Genomic DNA, 20,452 nt, shown 5'->3' with positions numbered 1-20,452 from the left:
ATACACCCTGACCCCGACAATTAGGATGAGCACTATGACTGAATCGCAACCGCAGTACCGTATCGAGCACGACACCATGGGCGAAGTTCAGGTCCCGATCGACGCCCTGTACCGGGCCCAGACCCAGCGCGCCGTCGAGAACTTCCCGATCTCCGGCAAGACCCTGGAGCCGGCACACATCCACGCCCTGGCCGAGGTGAAGAAGGCCGCCGCTCGGGCCAACGCCGAACTCGAGGTGATTACCCAGGAGCGCGCCGACGCCATCGTCGCTGCCGCTGATGAGGTCATCTCCGGCGCTCACGACGACCACTACCCGATCGACGTGTTCCAGACCGGATCCGGCACCTCCTCCAACATGAACACCAACGAGGTGCTCGCCACCCTGGCCACCCGCGCACTCAAGGAGGCCGGCTCCGAGAACGAGGTCCACCCCAACGACCACGTCAACGCCTCTCAGTCTTCCAACGACGTGTTCCCCACCTCCGTGCACCTGGCCGTCACCGGCGCACTGATCAACGACCTGAAGCCCGCTCTGGACTACCTGGCCGTCTCCCTCGAAAAGAAGGCCGAAGAATTCGCCGGTGTGGTGAAGTCCGGCCGTACCCACCTGATGGACGCCACCCCGGTCACCCTGGGCCAGGAGTTCGGCGGCTACGCCGCGCAGGTCCGCTACGGCATCGAGCGCATTGACTCGTCACTGCCGCGCGTCGCCGAGGTTCCGCTGGGCGGCACCGCCGTGGGCACCGGCATCAACACCCCGAAGGGCTTCTCCGCCCGCGTGATCGAGCTGCTCGCCGAGCAGACCGGGCTACCCATCACCGAGGCCCGCGACCACTTCGAGGCCCAGGCCAACCGCGACGGTCTCGTCGAGGCCTCCGGCCAGCTGCGCAACATCGCCTACTCGATCATGAAGATCAATAACGACCTGCGTTGGATGGGCTCCGGCCCGAATACCGGCCTCGGCGAAATCGCGATCCCCGACCTGCAGCCCGGCTCCTCCATCATGCCCGGTAAGGTGAACCCGGTGATCTGCGAAGCCGCAATCATGGTCTGCGCCCAGGTCATCGGCAACGACACCACCGTGGCCTTGTCCTCCACCAACGGCGCCTTCGAGCTCAACGTCGGCATCCCGGTCATGGCCGCCAACCTCCTCGAGTCCATTCGCCTGCTCGCCAACACCTCCCGGGTGATGGCCGACAAGATGATCGACGGCATCACCGCCAATGAGGAGCGCTGCTCCTTCCTGGCTGGCGCATCGCCCTCGATCGTGACCCCGCTGAACAAGGTCATCGGCTACGAGGCCGCCGCCAAGATCGCCAAGCACTCGGTCAACAACAAGATGACCGTGCGCGAAGCTGTTATCGATCTCGGCTACGTGGAGCGCGGTGAGGTCACCGAGGCTCAGCTTGACGCCGCCCTGGACACCATGTCCATGACCCGTCCAGCCGAGTAAGCTCGCGCCACACGACGACGCGTATCGGCCCGCCGCTGGTCCCCTCCCGGGGAGTCAGCGGCGGGCCGTTCGCATCCCCGGGGGCACGACGAGTTCTCTAGCCGGCATCCATGAGCATCAGCGGCACCAACGCCCCGACCATCATCGAGGGCCCGAAGGCAATCTGCGTGGATCGCGTCGCCCGGCGCACCGCCACCAACATCAGGGCCACCAGTCCCCCGATCAGGAAACCAAAGACGACCGCAGCCAGCAGGCCATCCCAACTCAGCCAGCCCGTGTACACGCCCAGCCCGGCGGCAAGCTTCACATCCCCCATGCCCATCCCGCCGCGGGTGGCCAGATGCAACACGAACAGCACCGCGGCGTAGACCAGTCCGGCCAGCACCATTCGCAGCGCTCGCCCCGCCAGCTCTGAGCCATCGGTGGCCAGCAACGTGGCCGTACCGAGGGTCACCACACCGCCGACCACCAGCAGCAGGGTCCACCGGTTGGGCAGCCGGTGCTCGCGAACATCACTGACCCACAGCGGCACCGCGCACACAGCAAACCACACCAGACCGACGGCGGCGCACAGGCTCGCGATCACGTCAGCGGGGTGCCCGGAGTCGATGGCGTCGCCGAACGCACGCCAAACAAGCAGAAGCATGCTCCCATGCTAGGCGGTACCGCACCACGGTGGGCCGTGCCGTCGCTAGGCTGTGGATGACGACGTGACACCCTTGACGGAGGATCCCCGATGAACGCTCGCACCGATGCCGACGCCGGAACCGTGGCGCCGCGTCCCTGGCCGGAACGACTACTGCGCAGCGTCATCCCGGTAGCGTTGCCCGTGGCGCTGATGTGGCTGATTCACCTGGTCAGCGCCCTGCTCGGCGCCACTGTGTACGATGTCGGACTGCGCCCGCGCAGCACGGAAGGTCTGATCGGCATTCTCACCATGCCGCTGCTGCACCTGGATTTCGCTCACCTGATCAGCAACTCGGGAACCTGGCTGGTCCTGGGCACCGCCATCGCCTGGCTCACCCGCCGTTACGCAATCATCACCGCGGGTATCTGGCTGCTCTCGGGCACCCTGACCTGGTTGCTGGCCCGCGATGCGGTACACATCGGTGCCTCGGGCGTGACGTACGGTTATGCCGCGTTTCTGGTGGTCTACGGGCTGCAAGCACGCCGGTTCTGGGCCATCGTCGTGGCGTTCGTCGTCGTCGCCAATTACGTCTCGATGCTCACCGGGTTCCTGCCCCAGCCCGGACTGTCGTGGGATGGGCACCTTGCCGGAGCCACCGCCGGAGTGATCATGGCTTTGATCTGGACTAACCGGGCACGCCGTGATCGACGGGCACGCCGCGAACTGAGTTATCCACCGCCGTCAGATGACCCTGGAACACCATTCCGATGATCAGTAGACTGAATCGCGGAGGTTGAGACTCCATGGTTCCCTCCCCCAATAGCGGAACTGTGGCCGGAGTGATCGTGGCTCGTGCTCATCCCCCTCCAGTGCGAGCGGATATCACTCAGTGGGGGCCGCCACCACGCCGTGACGGTCCCCACTCTTTCCCTCCCCCGGTGGTCAGTGGGTGCGGTCCTCGAGCAGGTCCGTCACCAGCGCGGCGATCGGCGAGCGCTCCGAACGGGTCAGGGTGATGTGCCCGAACAGCGGATGCCCCTTCAGCTTCTCCACCACCGCGGCCACACCATCATGACGTCCCACCCGCAGGTTGTCTCGCTGAGCGACGTCGTGGGTGAGCACCACCTTGGAGTTCTGGCCGATGCGGGAGAGCACCGTGAGCAGCACGTTCTTTTCCAGTGACTGAGCCTCATCCACCACGACCCAGGCGTCGTGGAGGGAGCGACCCCGAATATGGGTCAGCGGCAGCACCTCAAGCAGGTCTCGATCAACGATCTCCTCCATCACGGCGGTGGAGACCAGAGCAGTGAGCGTGTCATACACCGCCTGCCCCCAGGGGCCCATCTTCTCCGACTCGGTGCCCGGCAGATAGCCCAGATCCTGCCCACCGACGGCGTAGAGCGGACGGAACACGATGATCTTCCGATGTTCCTGGCGCTCCAGGACGGCCTCCAGGCCGGCGGCCAGCGCGAGTGCCGATTTACCGGTGCCAGCACGACCGCCCAGGGAAACAATCCCCACGGTGGGGTCCAGCAGCAGTTCCATGGCCAGGCGCTGTTCGGCCGAGCGGCCGTGCACACCGAAAGCGTCCTGGTCGCCGCGCACCAGCTGCACTTTGTCCTCGCCCACCACGCGGCCCAGAGCGGAGGAGCCAGCGCTGGACAGCACCAGTCCGGTGTTCACCGGGGCCGGCTCGTTCGGGTCGGCATCGGCGTCCGTGCCCGCGCCCGTGTTGGGAACGAGTTCGTTCCAGGGCAACTCCTGGCCTTGGTAGAGCTGGTCGATCGCTTCATCGGCGACGTCGATGCGCCGGATGCCGGTCCAGCCGGTGTCTTTGACGAATTCATTGCGGTATTCATCCGCGGCTAAGCCCAGGGCAGAGGCTTTCACCCGCATGGGCAGGTCCTTGGAGACCACGGTGACGTCTTCGCCTTCATCGGAGAGAGACTTCGCGACCGCGAGGATGCGAGTGTCGTTGTCCGCATTGCGGAACCCGTGCGGCAGCACCTCCACCGAAATGTGGTTCAGTTCCACGCGCAGCGCCCCGCCCTCATCACCGATCGGCACCGGTTCGGACAATGATCCGTGGGTGATGCGCAGATCATCGAGCAGGCGCAGCGCGGTGCGTGCGAAGAATCCCAGCTCCGGGTCGTGCCGTTTGTGTTCCAGCTCCATGATCACCACCAGGGGCAGCACCACACGGTGCTCCGCGAACCGGGTCATGGCTCGGGGATCGGACAGCAGGACCGAAGTATCCAGCACGTAGGTTCGCACTCATCGTCTCCTTCGACAGGAATCGGAAGAGGACCAGCCCTGACGGCCAGGGTGGACGCTGCGGCTGTGTCCTTCTGACAATCCTCACGCTAGAAGGTGTGGACGTCCAGAGCTGCGGAGCGGGGTAAAAAATGAGGTGAACTTCGATGAACGCTTGGTTACGAGCCGAAGCGCCGGTGCCGGGAGGCGAAATCTCGTAGCGCCCGCATGAAGTCCACGCGCCGGAAATCGGGCCAGAGGGCCTCGCAGAAGTAGAACTCTGAATAGGCGGACTGCCACATCAGGAATCCGGAGAGTCGCTGTTCACCGGATGTACGAATCACCAGGTCTGGGTCGGGCTGTCCGCGGGTATACAGCTTGTCGGAGATCGCCTCCACCGACAACATTGCGGCCACCTCGGACAGGCTCTTTCCCGCTTGCTCGGCGTCGTCGAGGAGCTCACCGACGGCGTCCACGATTTCCTGACGGCCCCCGTAGCCGACAGCCACATTGACGTGGAGCCCTTCGACTTGCGCGGTCTCCTCCCCCAGTCGACTGACCTGTTCGGCCAGTTCGGAGGGTAGCAGCGACGGTGAACCGACCGGGTGGATCCGGAGCCGGTGACCGTTATCCAGGCCGCGCTCGAGACGATCGAGGGTGTCGGAGATGATCCCAATCAGCTGGGTCAATTCCGCGGCGGGCCGGTTCAGGTTCTCGGTGGAGAGCAGGTAGAGGGTGACCATGCGGATCCCCATCTCGTCGCACCAGCCCAGGAACTCCAGGATCTTGTCGGCCCCGGCCTGGTGGCCGCGCGCCGTCGTCTCGCCGGCAGCTTTGGCCCAACGCCGGTTGCCGTCCAACACGACCCCGATGTGCTGTGGCAGATCCGCGCCGTCCAGCTCTGCCTGGAGCCGTCGCTCGTAGAACCGATACAGCAACTGGGTGAGCACGATCCAGGTCTCCTTCTGCTCCGGTGCGACCGCCGACGATGTGGTCGTGTGGCCTTCCAGGACTACGGTAGCGGATACACAGTGGCCCGAAAGCAACGCCACGTAGAATGGGCACATGACGATGACTCAGCCCCGTCCTCCACGCGTCCCTCGTCCGCGACGCTGGCGCATCGATCGGATTACCGACGTCACGCATCCCGAGTTCAAGCCTAAGATGCGTGGCTTCATCCATCTCGCGACCGCCCCCCTGGCTTTGGCTGCGGGGATCGTCCTCGTTGCCTTAGCCCCGACGGCAACGCTGTCCTGGGCATCGGCGGTGTATGCGGTGACCGGGCTGCTGCTCTTCTCCGTCTCTGCGACCTATCACCTGGTGCAGTGGACGCCGAAGGTGGCACGCACGCTGAAGCGGCTGGACCACACCAACATCATGCTCGTGATCGCCGGCACCTACACCCCGTTGTCGCTAGCGCTACTGGAAACCCGCGAGGCGACGATCCTGCTCACCTTGGTGTGGATCGGCGCGGTAGCCGGGGTGATCTTCCGGCTGGTCTGGACCGATGCCCCTCGCTGGCTGTACACGCCGATTTACGTGGCACTCGGCCTGGCGGCAGTGCTGTATCTGGGCGAGTTCTTCCAGGCGAATCTGGTGGCCGCGATCATGACCTGCGCGGGCGGCGCCTGCTACATCGTCGGCGCGGTGTTTTACGCGTTGAAACGGCCGAACATCAGCCTCGAATGGTTCGGCTTTCACGAACTCTTCCATGCCTTTACGGTGGGCGGGTTCGTCTGTCACTACATCGCGATCATGTTCGCGGTGCTGTCCTAGCCCGTACGGCGCTAGATACTCCTTTTAGAAGTCGCGTCCGGAATCCGGTGACTTCGGTTCAGGGGTAGGGCTGTCCAGGTAGCCCGGGTACTTCTTCCGGTACAGCTCGGTTTTGTCGGGAGAGAGCTCGCCGTCGTCCTCGGGGCGCTGGCGCTTTTCCTCGCTGAGGTAGCCCTGGTAGCGCTCGACGAGCATGTCTTCGGCCGTTTCCGAACGCAACTTCACCTTGCGGATCGAGCGGATCATCAGATTCAGTACCAGAATCGCAAACGTGACCATCAGTGCGGTCAGCAGGAACCCTTCAATGCCCGGGGAAATCTCGCTTTCGTCGAGTCCGGGACGCAGGGTCGGCTCTTCAACGCCGGGGCTCGGCTCAACGGCTGCTTCGAAAAAGAACATGATGCTCCAGTCTACGCCGACGCTAGCTACCGTGACGCTCGTCTGACCGAAGTCCGGCGAACAAGTCCGTTTCGGGCAACTTCGTCTCCACCCGGGAGTCGATCAGCACGTAATCCTCCCACGGCCAGGTGGTGCGGATTAGGTCATTGGGCGCCATGAAGAAGTGCCCTTCGGGATCAATCTGGGTGCGGTGAGCACGCAACGCGGCGTCGCGGTTTTCCAAGAAATCTGCAACATGAATCTGGGTGGTCACCTCATGCTTGGTCAACCGGAAACCACCGGAGGAATCGTCATCGTTCTCGAGCATGCGCTGGTACCAGGCAATACGGTCGGCGTAGGGAGAATCTTCGCCGCTCTCGATAAACGCCTGGTGCAGTGCCCGGTACTTGTCGGGGTTGAAAGCCCGATCGTAGTAGAGCTTCGAAATCTCCCAGGGCTCACCAATGCCTGGGTACTTTTCCGGGTCTCCAGCATCTTGGTAGGCCGCCACCGTGATCTCGTGAGAGCGGATGTGGTCGGGGTGCGGGTAACCGCCGATCTCGTCGTACGAGATGATCACATGCGGCCGGAAAGAGCGAATCAACCGAACCAGAGGTGCCGCCGTCTGCTCCAGGGGCAGGGTGGCGAAGGTTCCGAACGGCAGCTCGGGCAACGGGTCGCCTTCAGGTAGCCCGGAATCCACGAAGCCCAGCCACCGGTGCTCGATGCCCAGGGCAGCTCCGGCCTCCTCCATCTCTGCGCGGCGCACGGAGGTCAAGTCACGGTGCAGGCGGATGTCGTCGCCGTAGTGCGGGTTCAGCAGGCTTCCGGCTTCACCACCGGTGCAGGTCGCCACCATGACCTCGGCCCCGGCGGCCGAATAAGCCGCCATCATCGCCGCCCCCTTGGACGATTCGTCATCGGGGTGGGCGTGCACGGCGAGCAGGCGCAACCCGGACGATTCCGGAACTTTGGAGGCCTCGTCCACGGCATGGGACTGCGCCGGCGGCAGGGTGCCGTAGTTCCGCTGCCCCACAGGAACGCCGAATTCCTGGTGGTCCGAGGCGTCGTTGAGGCCCGGCTGATCAGGGTTCTGATTCTCCACAGCTGTGTCCGTACTCCTGTCATGGACGAATAAGCGGCGCCGCACTCGGGCTAGTATGGAGGCCTATGGATCAGCAGCCTCAGCCCGCAGGTCATGTCACCGAAGACAGCTTAGCGAATCGATATGGTCGTGCCCAAAGCACCTCCAACCCCCGCGCCCGCCGCCGGGGCATCATTATTGCTGTCGTGGCGCTGATCGCGGCCGTACTCGTCACCGTGTGGATCGCCTATTCGGCCACCGCGGATCGGCTCTCCTGGAAAGACGTCGGCTACAGCATCGCCTCCGATCAAGAGGCTTCCGTGACCTTCCAGTTGACCAAGGAGCCCGAAGCCACCGTCACCTGTTCGGTGCAGATTCTGGCCGAAAACTACGCAGTGGTGGGCTTCGACACCGTCACCATCGGACCTGAGCCCGAGGACGAGTCGCGACTGCCATCCGATATGACCCGCTACTACGAGGCACCGCTGCGCACCGACGGGCTCGGCGTCAGCGGCGTCGTGGACACCTGCTGGTACGCCGGCGAGGGCCCCAGCAATATCCAGTACATCAACACCGGGGACTGAGCCCCCACCTGGGCGATTTCGCTGACAGCGCAGGTCCTCGCCTACCCCGACTCCTCGGCCCTCACGGGGCTCGACTGTTAGACTGTGGGTCAACAGTTCCCTGCCCCGCCATGGGTTTCGCGCCGGTGATCATCATTCTCACCCTGCGCTCGCCCGACGGCGGGGCTCGTTCTATGACGTGAAAGATGACCGTTACGAAGGAGGCCGCATGGCCATGAGCAACAACGATTCGACCCCCTGGTTGACCCAAGAAGCCTATGACCGACTGAGCAAGGAGCTGGAGTACGCCTCCGGTCCCGGACGCCAGGAAATCATCGATCGTATAGAACAGGCTCGCGATGAAGGCGATCTGAAGGAGAACGGCGGCTACCACGCTGCACGCGAGGAGCAGTCCAAGAACGAGGGCCGCATCCTCGAGCTCAAGCACCTTCTCGAGCATGCCCGCGTCGGCGACGCCCCGGCAGACGACGGCATCGTTGAGCCCGGCATGGTGGTCACCGCCGTAGTGGCTGGCAACGAAATGACGTTCCTGTTCGGCAATCGCGAGATCGCCGCCGATGGCGAAAAGCTCGAGGTCTACTCGGAGCGCTCACCGCTGGGCGAGGCAATCCACGGTTCCAAGGCTGGCGACACCGTCTCCTACACCGCGCCGAACGGCAAGGAAATCAAGGTCGAGCTGAAGAACGTCACGCCGTACAAGGCCTGATTTTCGTCCGATCCGTCACGGCGGGGACCTCACCACAAGGTGAGGTCCCCGCCGTTTTGCATTGGGGGTGCTCAGCACTGCTCACTAGCGCCTCGCGCTTGCTAGGCTGAACGATGTGTTGACTGTAGAAAAGCTCTTCCTGGCCACCCTGAAGCATCGCGACGCCCTCAGCCCGGTGTCCGGACTGCTCGATCAGGCACTCGTCGCCGCCGCGATCACCGATCTACATGAGACTGGTGCGGTGAAGTTCGGCCCATGGGACCGCGCTGAGCCCGGACAGCAGGATGACCCGAAGGTATCCGTCGTTCTGGCCGACCATTCGGATCTCGGCCCGCTCCAACCCACCCTGGATGCGCTGGATCCCTACACCGACCAGCAGTTGTCGTCCTTGGTTGGTCGTTCCAAGCTCAACCCGGTGCCTGCCGTCGGCAGGGACCTGGCAGACCGCGACGCGGTACTGGAGCACACGAAGAAGATCGGTGCCTCCACGTTCGAAGAGCAGGGAGATGCCGCCGACGAGGTCCGCTCGCGTCTCGCCACCATTCTGTCGGGCGGGGGTTCAGCCGAGGCCTCGGACCGTTTCGTGCTCGGCGTCTTGGAAGCGCTCAACGCCGCCGCCGTCGTGCTCGGCAACGAGCCCGGCCTGGAAGCCTGGACCACCGCCGAATTCTCGTCCCGAATCAACGACACGGTGGGACATCTGCCCGGTGTCTACGTGATTCGTAAGAAGGCCGATTCGATTCCGAACCTGTTCAGCAAGTCTCGTCTCGCCTGAACGAGAAGATCGCAAGATCACGACGCGCTGAGTCAGCCTCACCGAGCCGATCGAGTGCACCCTCCGTGCCACGAGAGATGGGCAGTTCGCTCGCCTCAGTCTTGCCGTCGGCTCCCGTCAGCTCCTGATCGAGCATAGCGCTGACAGCTGGTTGGGCGACGGCGCCGACATCGTCACGGCCTATGTTGACCTCTCCGCGGGCACGGTGACGACCGATCCGCAACGCTAAACGCGTCTAGCTGAGCTGGAGTACCTGGCGCGCGCAGGTACGGTCCGGTCAGACTAGTTCTGTTTGATCGGTTGGTATCCGGCCGCACGCAACCGACCGAGCACTTCCTCGGAGTGATCGCGACCGCGGGTCTCCATGTCGATCGTGATGTGCACGTCCCCCAGGCCCAGGGTGTCGCCGATACGGGAGTGATCCACACGAGTGACGTTGGCTTCGGTCTCCGCGATGATGCGCGAAATCGTCATCAGCTCTCCGGGACGGTCACGCAGTGCGATTCGTACGGTCAGGAAACGCCCTGCAGCCGCCAGACCGGACTGGATGACTTTGAGCATCAGCATCGGGTCGATATTGCCGCCCGAGAGCACGGCCACGGTGGAAGTCGAGGAGATACCCAGTTCGTCCAGCTTGCCGGCCAACAACGCGGCCACGCCAACAGCTCCTGCGGGTTCCACCACCATCTTGGAGCGCTCCAGCAGGAACACCAGAGCGTTGGCGATCTCCTCTTCGGTGACCGTCACCACGCCGTCGACAAGTTCCTTGATGATCTGGAAGGGGATCTGCCCCGGCCGACCCACGGCGATGCCGTCGGCAATCGTGGAGACATTGGATAATGGAACGACGGCATCGGCGGCTAGGGAGGGCGGGTACGCTGCCGCGTTAGCCGCCTGAACGCCGATGATGTTGATGGTGCGGCCCTGTCGGCGCGCCATTTCCTTCACGGCCACAGCCACACCGGCCAGGAGACCACCGCCGCCAATGCCCATCACGATGGTGTCGACGTCGGGCTGCTGCTCGAGGATCTCCAAGCCGATGGTGCCCTGACCGGCCACCACGTGCGGGTTGTCGAAAGGGTGGATGAACACCGCCCCCGAGTCCTCGGCATAGCGCTGGGCCTCAGCCAGCGCCTCATCGACGTTGTTGCCGTGGAGCCTCACGACGGCCCCGTGGTCCTGGGTAGCCTGCAGTTTGGGCAGGGCTACGCCCTGGGGCATGAAGATGGTGGCCTTGATGCCGAGGCGTTTGGCGGCCAGGGCCACACCCTGAGCGTGGTTACCAGCGGAGGCAGCCACCACGCCGCGTGCCCGCTCTTCTTCCGTGAGCGAGGCCATATGCACGTAGGCGCCACGGACCTTGAAGGAACCGGCACGCTGCAGGTTCTCGCATTTCAGGTGCACGGTGGCGCCGACAGAGCGACCGAGGGCTCGTGAGTGATCCATGGGCGTGGATAACACCACACCCTCCAGCGCCGCTCGAGCGGCTTCAATCTGCTCGAACTGCACGGGCAGATGGCTGATCACGGAATCTTCGGTCACGAGCGCTCCTTGGAGGATGGATGGGATGACGTGTCGCCGGTGACGTCGGTACCGGCGTCGTCGGTGTTCGTCTCAGCGTCTGTGGTTGAGTCCGAGCGCTGACCGCGCTTACGGACTTGGCGTAGTTGCGGCAACAGCCGGTCTTCCAGGGCCGCGGCTCGTTCTTTGAACGTGGTCTCTGTGCTGTTCTCACCCGTGTCGTTTCTTTCCCAGGGACGAGACGACACGTAACGGACCGCGGAGTTGGCGAAAGCCAACACGGGTACCGCGAAGACGGCTCCGACGAGGCCCAGCACGGAGGTACCGGCGGCCACGGCGAGGAAGACGGCGAGCGGGTGCAGGCTGACGGCTTTGCCCATCACCAGCGGCTGCAGCACGTTGGATTCCAGCTGTTGCACGGCCAGCACGACCAACAGCATCAGCAGCGCGTTGACGAGCCCATTGGCCACCAGAGCGAGCAGGACGGCGACCGCACCGGTGAGCACGGCACCGACGATCGGGATGAAGGAACCCAGGAAGACCAACACACCCAGCGGCATCGCCAGCGGCACCCCGAGGAGGTATGCACCGAAACCGATACCGACCGCATCGACGAAGGCGACGAAAATTTGGATGCGCACGTACGAGCCGAGCGAGGTCCAACCGGCGCGACCGGCACCGTCGATGGCCCGGCGGTGCCGGCGTGGGACGAAATTCAGGAGGAACAGCCAGATCCGGTTGCCGTCGAGCAGGAAGAACACGAGGGCGAACAGGGCCATCACCATTCCGGCGGCGATGTTGCCCGCCGTCGTACCAAAACCGAGGGCCCCTGAGAGGATCGCCTGGGAGTTGTTCCGTGCCGCGTTGAAGAGGTCGTCGAGGACCGAGGTCCACTGGTCGGTGGTGATTCCGAGGGTCTGCACCCAGGCGATCAGCCCGTTGACGCCTTCCACCACACGTCCGCTCATGTCGGAGAAAACGACGACCAGTTGCTGGCCGGCCAGGGTGATCAGTCCGACCACGATGCCGATCAGCATCAGGATGCACAGCAGCGCGGACACCACCGCAGGGATCTTGCATCGGATCAAGAACATGTGGATGGGGTGCAACAGAGTGGCCAAGAGAGCGGCAATGAGCAGCGGGATCACCAGGATCGACACGTGGGAGAACAGCCAGACCGCGGCTCCCGCCATGATCAGCACGAGCAACACCCGCCACGACCAGGCGGCCGCTACGGTGAGCCCGTAGGGCACATCAGCGGCGACCCTTGATTTCACCTCGTCGTCGGTGAGAGGCGCCTCGTCATCAACGTAGACACGACCGCCATCGGCGGCTGGCTCTCCCGCAGTGTTCATCTCAGACTCTTCTCTCGTGCCGTATCGTCACGGCGTCCGTGGATCCTCACTAAGGTTATTCCCTTACGGGAAGAGAACGAAACACCACCGGGCGGCACCGTCATACAGTGCCGCCCGGTGGAGATGCCCCGAAGGGCTTCTGCAAAGGTCAGTCGTTTCCGCGCAGAATCGCGATCAGACGCAGGATCTCAATGTAAAGCCAGATCAGGGTGACTGTCAGACCGAATGCTGCCGACCAAGAGTACTTGCGCGGTGCACCGTTCTTGACGCCCTCGTCCACGGCGGTGAAGTCGATCACCAGCGAGTAAGCAGCCAGTCCGATGGCCAGCAGGCCGATGGCAACGCCCAGGAAGCCGGAGCGCAGACCGAAGGGCTCATCCAGCACACCGAACATGCTCAGGCCCAGGTTTACCAGCGAGAACAGACCGTAACCGATGATCAGGACCATGAAGATCTTCATGCCCTTCGGGGTGGCGCGCACCTTGCCGGACATGAACAGTGCCAGGGTCACGGCGAACACGCACAGGGTGCCCAGCAGCGCCTGCGTGGCCACACCCGGCCACTGCATCTCGAAGACCCGGGACAGTCCTCCCAGGAACAGACCCTGCGCGACGGCGTAAGCCAAGATCAGAGCGGGCGAAGGTTCGCGCTTGAAGGCGTTGACCAAACCGAGGATGAGTCCGACGATGGCGCCGCCGAACATGAGGATCGGGTTGGCGGTGATCCAACCAACAGCAGCGCCGGCGATGACCAGCAGCAGGGTGCCGGTGGTGCGGAGGATGACGTCATTGTAGGTCATCCGGCCGGTGTCGGCGGCGGTGGCAGCAGGTTCGTTGTACATCTGCTGCAGCTGATCTGCGGTCAGGGTAGGTCCGCCACGCGAGGTGTCCACGGCATGACCGCCGCGCATCTGAGACTGGAAGTTGTTCGAATTGAACACGGGGTTGGCCATGCGCCATCTCCTCTAGGTCGGTGCACGATCGTACTGATCATGAGTATACCGGCTTGTCGGCCTGGGGCGCGCGAGATCACATCTGCCTCGTTCAGAGCTTAACCACCATCACTCTGAGCCTGACGGAGTCGTGTCGCTCAAACTGTATCCACGGTTTGTAAACTGGGGCGGTGACTTCAGAGAAGCCGACCACTGATGAGACAGAGCAGCAGGCCACCGCGCTCCCACTCCGGATGTTGCACGACAGGATCTTGGTGCACCAAGACAAGGAATCGGCCGAACGCCGCTCCTCCGCCGGAATCCTGATTCCTGCCACGGCCCAGATGGGACACCGCCTGAGTTGGGCCACGGTTGTTGCTGTGGGTCCGGCAGTGCGTCACGTCGAGCTGGGTGATCGCGTGCTCTTCGACCCAGAAGAGCGGCATGAGGTGGAACTTAACGCTCGCGCCTACGTCTTGCTCCGCGAACGCGACCTGCATGCGGTCGCCGAGCCGGAAGACAGTTCCGACGCCTCAGGCATGTATCTCTAGCTATTCGGTTGTAGTATCCCCTTCGTCATCGAGGTCGAAACCGCAGCGCCAGCACGCCCGATGAGCGCTAGGTTGAGCCGAATTCTCCTCGTTGAAAGCCCCGCATTCTGGGCAAACGTGCGAGAGCCAGCAGACCGGGTCTCCCATGTATCCTCCTCCCCTGCCGACTTTCATTGATGACGATCATCACCTATCGCGCGGAGCGGATCAATCGGCTGGATAAGATGACGCCATGGTTCTGCGTCGTGTCGTCCAGCTGCTGGTCGGCTTGTTTTTCTATGGGGTCGGTCTGGCCATGCTGGTTCGCAGCATGCTGGGCGCCGCGCCGTGGGATGTCCTCACTCTCGGGGTGAGCAACCATGTTCCACTAAGTTTTGGGATGGTCATCATCCTCGTCAGCGTGGTGGTGTTGCTGTGCTGGATTCCGTTGCGGGAGCGGCCCGGCCTGGGCACGGTACTCAACGCGCTGCTCGTGGGACCGGCTGCGGATTTCGCACTGCTGATGATTCCAGAGGTGTCCGCACTCTGGGTGCGAGTGCTGTTGATGATCGCCGGGGTGACGATGGTCGGATTGGCCACCGGACTCTACATCGGCGCGCGGTTTGGTCCAGGTCCTCGGGACGGGCTCATGACCGGCCTGCACCGCGTCACCGGAAAGCCCATCTGGGTGGTCCGCACGGGATTAGAAATCATCGTGGTCACCTTGGGCTGGCTGCTCGGCGGCGTCTTCGGGATCGGAACCGTCGTCTTCGCATTGGCCATCGGCCCGCTCTGCCAGTTTTTCATCCCACTCTTCGATGTCGAACCACGTCACCGGCCCGATCCCGAACCCGCGGAAGCCTCCGCTGTGAATGTGCGTGGTCGGGCGCGATGACGCCTGAGATGACGCGCGCCTTGACCGGCGTCGTCGTTCTGCTCGCCGTCACGGTGCTGGTGCTCCACGTCGTCGACGTCGCACACCGTTGCTGCCGTGCTGCGGGGTACTTTGCAACTGGCCGCGATCAGCGTGGTGTTGTCCGGTGTGATCAGCCATGCTGGCTGGGTGGTGGTCGCTTTGACAGTGATGTTCTTGGTCGCGGTCATCACGAGCACACGAAGTCTTGGATCACTGGGATGAAGTTGAGGGGTGGCTGTCCCTGGGCGCCACGCCCCGACAAGCCACGCTCGATATCGCTCAAGGTGCCATCCGTGAGGGGCTGATTCCGTCCACGGATCAAACCAAGACCACGGGCTTGGTGACGTTGCCGGGGGGCGTTCGTTGGTGCGATTTTCGGCGGTGCCTCCCCGTTGAGGTCGGACTATTTCAGATCGTCGAGCTCGCTGGCATTATGGCGGCGGAGAAATTCCTGAAGCACCACCGCGTGGTTGACTTGTTCGTCTTTCGCCCCAAATAACAGGGTCACCCGATCATGGGTGTGGACCAGTTCGATCAGCCGTTGCAGCTCTTCTTGATGTACATCGTCGCTGAGCTCGTGCTCGTACTTCTGCGAAAATTCGTCAAAACGCTCGGGGTCGTGATTCCACCAGGCACGTAGCTCCGGGCTGGGCGCGACCTGCTTCATCCACGAATCTAGTTCTGCGCGCTCTTTGCTCACACCTCGCGGCCAGAGCCGATCCACCAAGACGCGGATTCCGTCGGTGGGATCAGCGTCGTCGTAGATCCGCTTGACCACGATTTTCGGAGCGCTCATGCTGGCAGGCTACGTCTGAAGCACCATCACTGGCAATTAATCGGCTGGGCACCAAGCCCGCACCGACATTGTTGAGTGCCCCCGGTGGGACTCGAACCCACAACACGGCGATTTTAAGTCGCCTGCCTCTGCCAATTGGGCTACGGGGGCGGGAATGCCTCCGGTCCGGCACCCGCAACGGGTGCCGGACCGGAGCGAACGAACCTTACTTGCTGGTGAGCTGCTTCGCTTGCTTGGCGAAACGGCCCAGTGCCGGCTCGCCGCCAGCGGCCTCCAGGAAGGCGTTGCGCGGGGTCTCCAGGTTTTTGACCTGGGTGGTGTCCACGCCCCAGATCAGTTCTTGGATCCAGCCAGACACCACGCGGGACTTGCGCTCAAGCATCGGCAGCGCCATAGCGTGGTAACCACGGTGCGCCAGCCAGGCCGGGATGCCCTTGAGCTGCACGCCCAGCGGGTTACCCACCCCCTTGCCGACCCCCATGCCAGCAACGGTGCCCAAGGACTTGTGGTAGTACTCTTCCACGGCGCCCTCGCCGAACCGGACGGCCAGCAGGTTGGCCACGAGTTGCTTAGCCTGACGGCCAGCGTGCTGGGCGTTGGGGACGCACATGCCGCCGGGGCCGTCACCGGTGAGGTCGGGCACGGCACAGACGTCGCCACAGCCCCAGGCGCCTTCGAGGACGCCCCCGGCGCCGTCGGCAATCTGTAGAGTCGGGGTGACCTCGATGCGGCCGCGCTCTTCCACCGGGAAGTCGGTCTGACGGGCCAGACCGGAAGCTGCCACACCGGCAGTCCAGACGAGGGTGTCGGCGAAAAAGGTGCCGGCGTCGGACTTGTCGGTCATGTTGATCAGCTTCAGCTCGTTGTCCACGGCAGAGCTCAGCGAGGTGTTCAGCAGCACCTCGATACCGCGGGATTCCAGGTGAGCCACGACCTCGGTGGCCTGCTCGGCGCTAACCTCGGGCATGATGCGGCCCATGGCCTCGACCAGCACGATGCGGGCATCGGACTGGGCCAGGCGGGTGTTCTTGGAGATGGCGGTGCGGATGAGCTCCTCCATCTCGGCGATGGTCTCCACGCCGGCGAAGCCGCCGCCGACGAGCACGAAGGTCAGGGCGCGGGCGCGCTGGGCAGGATCGGTCATCAGGGCTGCGGTTTCGATGCGCTCCAGGATCTGGTTGCGCAGGGCAAGGGCTTCCTCGATGGTCTTGAGACCGATGCCAGCTTCGGCCAGGCCCTCGATCGGGAAGGTGCGGGTGTTCGCACCGGCGGTCATCACGACGTCCTGGTACGGAATCTCGAACTCGGCGCCGTCTTCACCTTCAACGGTGGCAGTGCGGTTCTCGTGGGAAACGCGGGTGACCTTGCCTTGCACGACTTCGGCGTGCTTGAGGTGGGTGCGCAGGTCAACCACAGCGTGGCGGGCCTCGATGTGACCGCCAACGACCTCCGGAAGGAAGGGCTGGTAGGTCATGTAGGGACGTGGGTCGACGACGGTGACGACACCGCCGCGATCCTTGACGAGCTTCTGGAGCTTGCGGGCCACGGTCAGGCCGGCGTAACCGCCGCCGACAATAAGGACGCGAGGCTTGGGAGACAAGTGCGGAGTGTTAGCCATGACTCCCATCGTAGGCGCTCAACGCGGGCTTGTGAATTTTTTCACGAAGTCACGAAGTTGTCCGCCGCGAGCGCAGCAACAAGACGAGCGCAACGACCGCCAGAACCAGGGCGAGTCCCCCGGCGCTGAAGAGCACGGCGGGCTGGATGCCGGCGCGCGGATCGGTGACGTCAGCGGCCACAGGTACCTCGGTGGGCACCGAGGTGTCGGGGCTGGCCGAGGGCGGCACTGGGGAGTTGCTGGTTTCGGGCGGTTCGACTTCGGCTCGGCGGTGAACCCGGATCCATTCGGAGATGGAGTCCATCGGGTTGCGATCCACGGTGGCCACATCAGCGTTGACTGCGGCGGCGGCATCGATGATGCCGTGACCGTAGACGGGGTCGATGCCGGCGTCTCCGGCGTCGTGTGCCGTTTCCAGAATCCGGTGGATGACCTGGTGCGCGGGCATGTCCGGATACTCGGAGCGGATCAGCGCGGCCAGGCCCGCTACGATGGGGGCCGCACCCGAGGTGCCGGCCCAGCGGCGGTACCCGCCGTCAGGCAGGGCGCCCACGAGCGGGTCGGCCGGCGCGGCCACGCCGATGGTAATGCCTTCGGTCGAGGAGTCCCAGCTGGCCGCGCCGTTTTGATCGAGCCCGGCCACGGTGAGCACGCCCGGGATGGTGGCGGGAGCACCCACGGTCATGGTGCCGGAGCCGCGGTTACCGGCGGCCGCGACCACGACGACGTCGTTCTCTTCGGCGTAGAGGAATGCTTCGTCCCAGCTCAGCGGCCAGTCCTGAGCCGAGGAGGACAGGGAGATGTTGATGACATCGGCGCCGTTATCAACCGCCCACTTCACGGCCTGCGGGATCTGTTCTTCCGGGGTGGGTGCGGCCGGGTCATCACCGAGGTAGACGGAGACAGAGAGCAGCTGCGCGGCCGGGGCCACACCAAGGATGCCATGGTCGCCGGGGCCGGGATCGGGCACGTCGCGCGGGGTCGGGCTGGGCGAGGGTGACTCATCGGCGTCGTCGTCCGAGTCTTCGTCCTCGTCTTCGGCTTCTTCTTCGGCGCGGGCGAGCTCTTCGTTGAATTCTTCGGCCTTGGCGATCTCTTCGAGGTTGTTGCCGTGCCCGGCGATCAGTGAGGCCACCATGGTGCCGTGATCGGGATCAACGCCCAGGGGCTGAGTGCCGTCGGAGGCGCCGAGCGTGGAGACATCGGTGCCGCCGGCAAATTGTTCGGTGAGGTCCGGGTGGGAGGAATCGACGCCGGTGTCGATGACGGCAATGGTGATGCCCTCGCCCTCGGTGGTCTCCCACGCCTCGGTAAATCCATACTCCTCCAGCCAGTACTGGTCATCGCGCCACTGATCCGCGTGGGCGGTGGCCGCAAGTCCACCAGCCAGGAGCAGGCCGGTGAGCGCGACGGCGCCGGTACGGACGACGAGTCGGGGGCGGGGCGGAGTACGAGTGGGTTTAACGGTCATGAGCGCTCCCCCAGCAGGCTCAGGGCGGTGCCGTCGAGAATGTCGTGTTCGGAGGCCACAGCCACGCCGATGCGGCCCTCGGTGACCTGTTGCATCCGGTGCAGGATGCGGGTCCAGATCAGTGATCCGGCGCCGATCACGTCGACACGGCCCGGGTGCATGAAGGGCAGGGCGGCGCGTTGGTCGCGGGTGGAGGTGAGCAGGGTGCCGGCGGCGGCGTCGATGGTGGGCAGGTCCACCACAGCACCGTGCAGGGCGTCGGGGTCGTAGGTGTTCAGACCGAGGGCGGCTGCGGTGACGGTGGTGACGGTGCCGGCGACACCCACCACGGCGTCGACGCTGCTGAGATCCAGGTGGGCGGCAACCTCGTCCAGTACGGTGTCGATATCGTGCTGGGCGGCGTCGATTTCGGCCACACTCGGCGGATCGCTGTGCAGGTGGCGCTCGGTGAAGCGTACGCACCCCATATCCTTGGAGACGGCGGCGAGCACGTCGGACCGCCCCAGTTCGGTGAGGCTCAAGGTACCGAGCACGAACTCGGTGGAGCCGCCGCCGAGATCCACCACGAGCACCCGCACTGTGTCGTGGCCGCGGCCGAGCCGCTGGCGCAGTTCTACGGGCAGCGCTCCGGCGGCGCCGGCGAAACTGAGCCCGGCTTCTTCCAGTCCGTCGACCACATCGGGGTCCACACCCAGGCGTGCCCGGACGCCAGCGGCGAAGGCGTCCCGGTTGCTGACGTCGCGGGAGGCGGAGGTGGCTACGAAGCGCACGCGTTCGGGGCTCAGCGTGTCGGTGCCGAGCAGGCGACGGATCACCACGGCGTAGTCATCGAGCGCGTCAAAGGTGCGCTGCAGGGCAGCCTCGGAGAATTCACCGGCGGCGTCCACGCCCTCGCCGAGACGGACCACGCGCATTTCGCGGTGCAGCTGAACCAGCCCGGTGCCGTCGGGGGCGGGCCGGGCGATGAGCAGGCGGATGGAATTGGTGCCGCAGTCGATGGCGGCGACTTCTTCGCCCGTGGGCCGGTGCTCGTCAGTCATCGTTGCCCTCCGACTGCTGGATGGGGTTGCTGATTCCTTGGGCTTCCAACCGGCGCACGTGCCGGGACAGGTCGCGGGTGGGCACGTCGGCGTCCGCATCCCAGGCGCCAGCACACTGGCAGCGCTGCGGGGAGAATTCGGCGTCGATCAGAGCCAGGGCTTCATCACCGAGCCGGTTCACGCCTGGTCCCGCGGCCAGGGCGTGCCCGACCAGCACGTGAAGGCATTTCACCCGCTCGGGCATGCCGCCGGCAGAAATTCCGTCAATTTCGGGCACCGGGCCAGTTCCGGCACGCTCCCCCACGTCGCGGCGAGCCTCAAGGTAGGCCTCGTGAGCGGCGCGGTGGGCACTCGCCAACTCTTCATCGCCTTCCAACCGCTGGCTGAACTCGGCCATTACCCCGGCCGCCTCGAGCCGGGACACGGCGGCGGTGGCCAGGGGGTGGGTGAGGTAAAAAGTGGTGGGGAACGGGATGCCGTTGGACAGCCGCGGTGCGGTGGTGGCCACGAGCGGGTTTCCGCACACGCAGCGCGCGCCAATCTCGACGACGTCGCGCACGGGGCGACCCAGCTGCAACGAGAGGGTGTCGAGGTCGGTCTGAGTGGGGATACGTTCGGTGGTGCTCACGAAAGAACA

Annotated in this window: 23 protein-coding genes and 1 tRNA gene; 10 read left to right on the top strand and 14 right to left on the bottom strand. The window is 64.5% G+C overall.

What is annotated here, in order from left to right; genetic code table 11:
* The first annotated feature begins 34 nt into the window (after window positions 1–34).
* Window positions 35–1,453, top strand: coding sequence for a class II fumarate hydratase (locus P8192_RS04525; RefSeq protein WP_270105932.1), 1,419 nt, complete (start codon window positions 35–37; stop codon window positions 1,451–1,453).
* Between the two features lie 97 nt (window positions 1,454–1,550).
* Here P8192_RS04525 and P8192_RS04520 read toward each other — a convergent pair whose 3' ends face one another.
* Entirely contained in the window at window positions 1,551–2,099 is a 549-nt protein-coding gene (locus P8192_RS04520) for a prepilin peptidase (RefSeq protein WP_278158816.1), read from the bottom strand.
* Between the two features lie 90 nt (window positions 2,100–2,189).
* On the opposite strand from P8192_RS04520, the gene P8192_RS04515 reads away from it, so the two are divergent.
* Window positions 2,190–2,852: a rhomboid family intramembrane serine protease gene (locus P8192_RS04515; RefSeq protein WP_278158814.1), complete on the top strand. Its 663-nt coding sequence runs from the start codon at window positions 2,190–2,192 to the stop codon at window positions 2,850–2,852.
* 171 nt (window positions 2,853–3,023) lie between these two features.
* On the opposite strand, the gene P8192_RS04510 is transcribed toward P8192_RS04515, so the two are convergent.
* Complete coding sequence (locus P8192_RS04510) at window positions 3,024–4,304, bottom strand: PhoH family protein (RefSeq protein ID WP_270107607.1); 1,281 nt, start codon at window positions 4,302–4,304, stop codon at window positions 3,024–3,026.
* 209 nt (window positions 4,305–4,513) lie between these two features.
* Complete coding sequence (locus P8192_RS04505; RefSeq protein WP_270107608.1) at window positions 4,514–5,287, bottom strand: isoprenyl transferase; 774 nt, start codon at window positions 5,285–5,287, stop codon at window positions 4,514–4,516.
* A gap of 112 nt (window positions 5,288–5,399) precedes the next feature.
* Here P8192_RS04505 and trhA point away from each other — a divergent pair, with 112 nt between their 5' ends.
* Window positions 5,400–6,110: a PAQR family membrane homeostasis protein TrhA gene (trhA, locus tag P8192_RS04500; protein ID WP_278158810.1), complete on the top strand. Its 711-nt coding sequence runs from the start codon at window positions 5,400–5,402 to the stop codon at window positions 6,108–6,110.
* 24 nt (window positions 6,111–6,134) lie between these two features.
* On the opposite strand, the gene P8192_RS04495 is transcribed toward trhA, so the two are convergent.
* On the bottom strand, window positions 6,135–6,509 hold the full coding sequence (locus tag P8192_RS04495) for a hypothetical protein (RefSeq protein ID WP_278158808.1): 375 nt from the start codon (window positions 6,507–6,509) through the stop codon (window positions 6,135–6,137).
* A gap of 22 nt (window positions 6,510–6,531) precedes the next feature.
* A complete protein-coding gene (mca, locus tag P8192_RS04490) occupies window positions 6,532–7,500 on the bottom strand; it encodes a mycothiol conjugate amidase Mca (protein WP_278159734.1) in 969 nt (322 codons plus the stop codon).
* A 158-nt stretch (window positions 7,501–7,658) separates the two neighbouring features.
* Here mca and P8192_RS04485 point away from each other — a divergent pair, with 158 nt between their 5' ends.
* From P8192_RS04485 to P8192_RS04475, 3 genes are all read left to right on the top strand, one after another.
* Window positions 7,659–8,156, top strand: a complete 498-nt coding sequence (locus tag P8192_RS04485) for a DUF4307 domain-containing protein (protein ID WP_278158806.1) — start codon at window positions 7,659–7,661, stop codon at window positions 8,154–8,156.
* A gap of 214 nt (window positions 8,157–8,370) precedes the next feature.
* Window positions 8,371–8,862 (top strand): transcription elongation factor GreA, encoded by a 492-nt coding sequence (gene greA / locus P8192_RS04480; protein ID WP_431521144.1) that lies wholly within the window; start codon window positions 8,371–8,373, stop codon window positions 8,860–8,862.
* Window positions 8,863–8,977: 115 nt separating this feature from the next.
* The gene (locus tag P8192_RS04475; protein ID WP_278158803.1) at window positions 8,978–9,637 is read left to right on the top strand and encodes a GPP34 family phosphoprotein; all 660 of its coding nucleotides are present in this window, start codon (window positions 8,978–8,980) and stop codon (window positions 9,635–9,637) included.
* A 282-nt stretch (window positions 9,638–9,919) separates the two neighbouring features.
* On the opposite strand, the gene ilvA is transcribed toward P8192_RS04475, so the two are convergent.
* The 3 genes from ilvA to P8192_RS04460 form a co-directional block, all read right to left on the bottom strand.
* Complete coding sequence (ilvA, locus tag P8192_RS04470) at window positions 9,920–11,179, bottom strand: threonine ammonia-lyase (RefSeq protein ID WP_278158802.1); 1,260 nt, start codon at window positions 11,177–11,179, stop codon at window positions 9,920–9,922.
* Window positions 11,176–12,513, bottom strand: coding sequence for an AI-2E family transporter (locus tag P8192_RS04465; RefSeq protein WP_278158799.1), 1,338 nt, complete (start codon window positions 12,511–12,513; stop codon window positions 11,176–11,178). Before P8192_RS04465 ends, ilvA begins: the two co-directional genes overlap by 4 nt.
* Before the next feature lie 148 nt (window positions 12,514–12,661).
* A complete protein-coding gene (locus P8192_RS04460) occupies window positions 12,662–13,465 on the bottom strand; it encodes a Bax inhibitor-1/YccA family protein (RefSeq protein ID WP_270105942.1) in 804 nt (267 codons plus the stop codon).
* 233 nt (window positions 13,466–13,698) lie between these two features.
* On the opposite strand from P8192_RS04460, the gene P8192_RS04455 reads away from it, so the two are divergent.
* The 4 genes from P8192_RS04455 (at window position 13,699) to P8192_RS04440 (ending at window position 15,389) form a co-directional block, all read left to right on the top strand.
* The gene (locus P8192_RS04455; RefSeq protein WP_278159732.1) at window positions 13,699–13,995 is read left to right on the top strand and encodes a GroES family chaperonin; all 297 of its coding nucleotides are present in this window, start codon (window positions 13,699–13,701) and stop codon (window positions 13,993–13,995) included.
* Between the two features lie 232 nt (window positions 13,996–14,227).
* Window positions 14,228–14,869: a YczE/YyaS/YitT family protein gene (locus P8192_RS04450; protein WP_278158797.1), complete on the top strand. Its 642-nt coding sequence runs from the start codon at window positions 14,228–14,230 to the stop codon at window positions 14,867–14,869.
* A 96-nt stretch (window positions 14,870–14,965) separates the two neighbouring features.
* Window positions 14,966–15,112 carry a hypothetical protein gene (locus tag P8192_RS04445; protein ID WP_278158795.1) on the top strand — a complete coding sequence of 49 codons (147 nt, stop codon included), beginning with the start codon at window positions 14,966–14,968 and terminating at the stop codon, window positions 15,110–15,112.
* A complete protein-coding gene (locus P8192_RS04440; RefSeq protein WP_278158793.1) occupies window positions 15,096–15,389 on the top strand; it encodes an ABC transporter permease in 294 nt (97 codons plus the stop codon). The genes P8192_RS04445 and P8192_RS04440 overlap by 17 nt, the downstream gene beginning before the upstream one ends.
* Here P8192_RS04440 and P8192_RS04435 read toward each other — a convergent pair.
* The 6 genes from P8192_RS04435 to P8192_RS04410 all read right to left on the bottom strand — a co-directional run bounded on the left by P8192_RS04435 (window position 15,294) and on the right by P8192_RS04410 (window position 20,443).
* Window positions 15,294–15,686: a DUF488 domain-containing protein gene (locus tag P8192_RS04435; protein WP_278158791.1), complete on the bottom strand. Its 393-nt coding sequence runs from the start codon at window positions 15,684–15,686 to the stop codon at window positions 15,294–15,296. The genes P8192_RS04440 and P8192_RS04435 overlap by 96 nt on opposite strands.
* Window positions 15,687–15,762: 76 nt before the next feature.
* A tRNA-Leu gene (locus P8192_RS04430) sits at window positions 15,763–15,836 on the bottom strand.
* 55 nt (window positions 15,837–15,891) lie between these two features.
* Window positions 15,892–17,304, bottom strand: a complete 1,413-nt coding sequence (locus P8192_RS04425) for an NAD(P)/FAD-dependent oxidoreductase (RefSeq protein ID WP_278158789.1) — start codon at window positions 17,302–17,304, stop codon at window positions 15,892–15,894.
* Between the two features lie 49 nt (window positions 17,305–17,353).
* Entirely contained in the window at window positions 17,354–18,775 is a 1,422-nt protein-coding gene (locus P8192_RS04420; protein WP_278158787.1) for a S8 family peptidase, read from the bottom strand.
* Complete coding sequence (locus P8192_RS04415; protein WP_278158785.1) at window positions 18,772–19,815, bottom strand: exopolyphosphatase; 1,044 nt, start codon at window positions 19,813–19,815, stop codon at window positions 18,772–18,774. The genes P8192_RS04420 and P8192_RS04415 overlap by 4 nt, the downstream gene beginning before the upstream one ends.
* Entirely contained in the window at window positions 19,808–20,443 is a 636-nt protein-coding gene (locus P8192_RS04410) for a DUF501 domain-containing protein (protein ID WP_278158783.1), read from the bottom strand. Before P8192_RS04410 ends, P8192_RS04415 begins: the two co-directional genes overlap by 8 nt.
* Window positions 20,444–20,452 lie beyond the last annotated feature (9 nt).

Source organism: Citricoccus muralis (genome assembly GCF_029637705.1).
Lineage (GTDB): Bacteria > Actinomycetota > Actinomycetes > Actinomycetales > Micrococcaceae > CmP2.
This window is presented reverse-complemented; position numbering and strand designations above follow the sequence as displayed.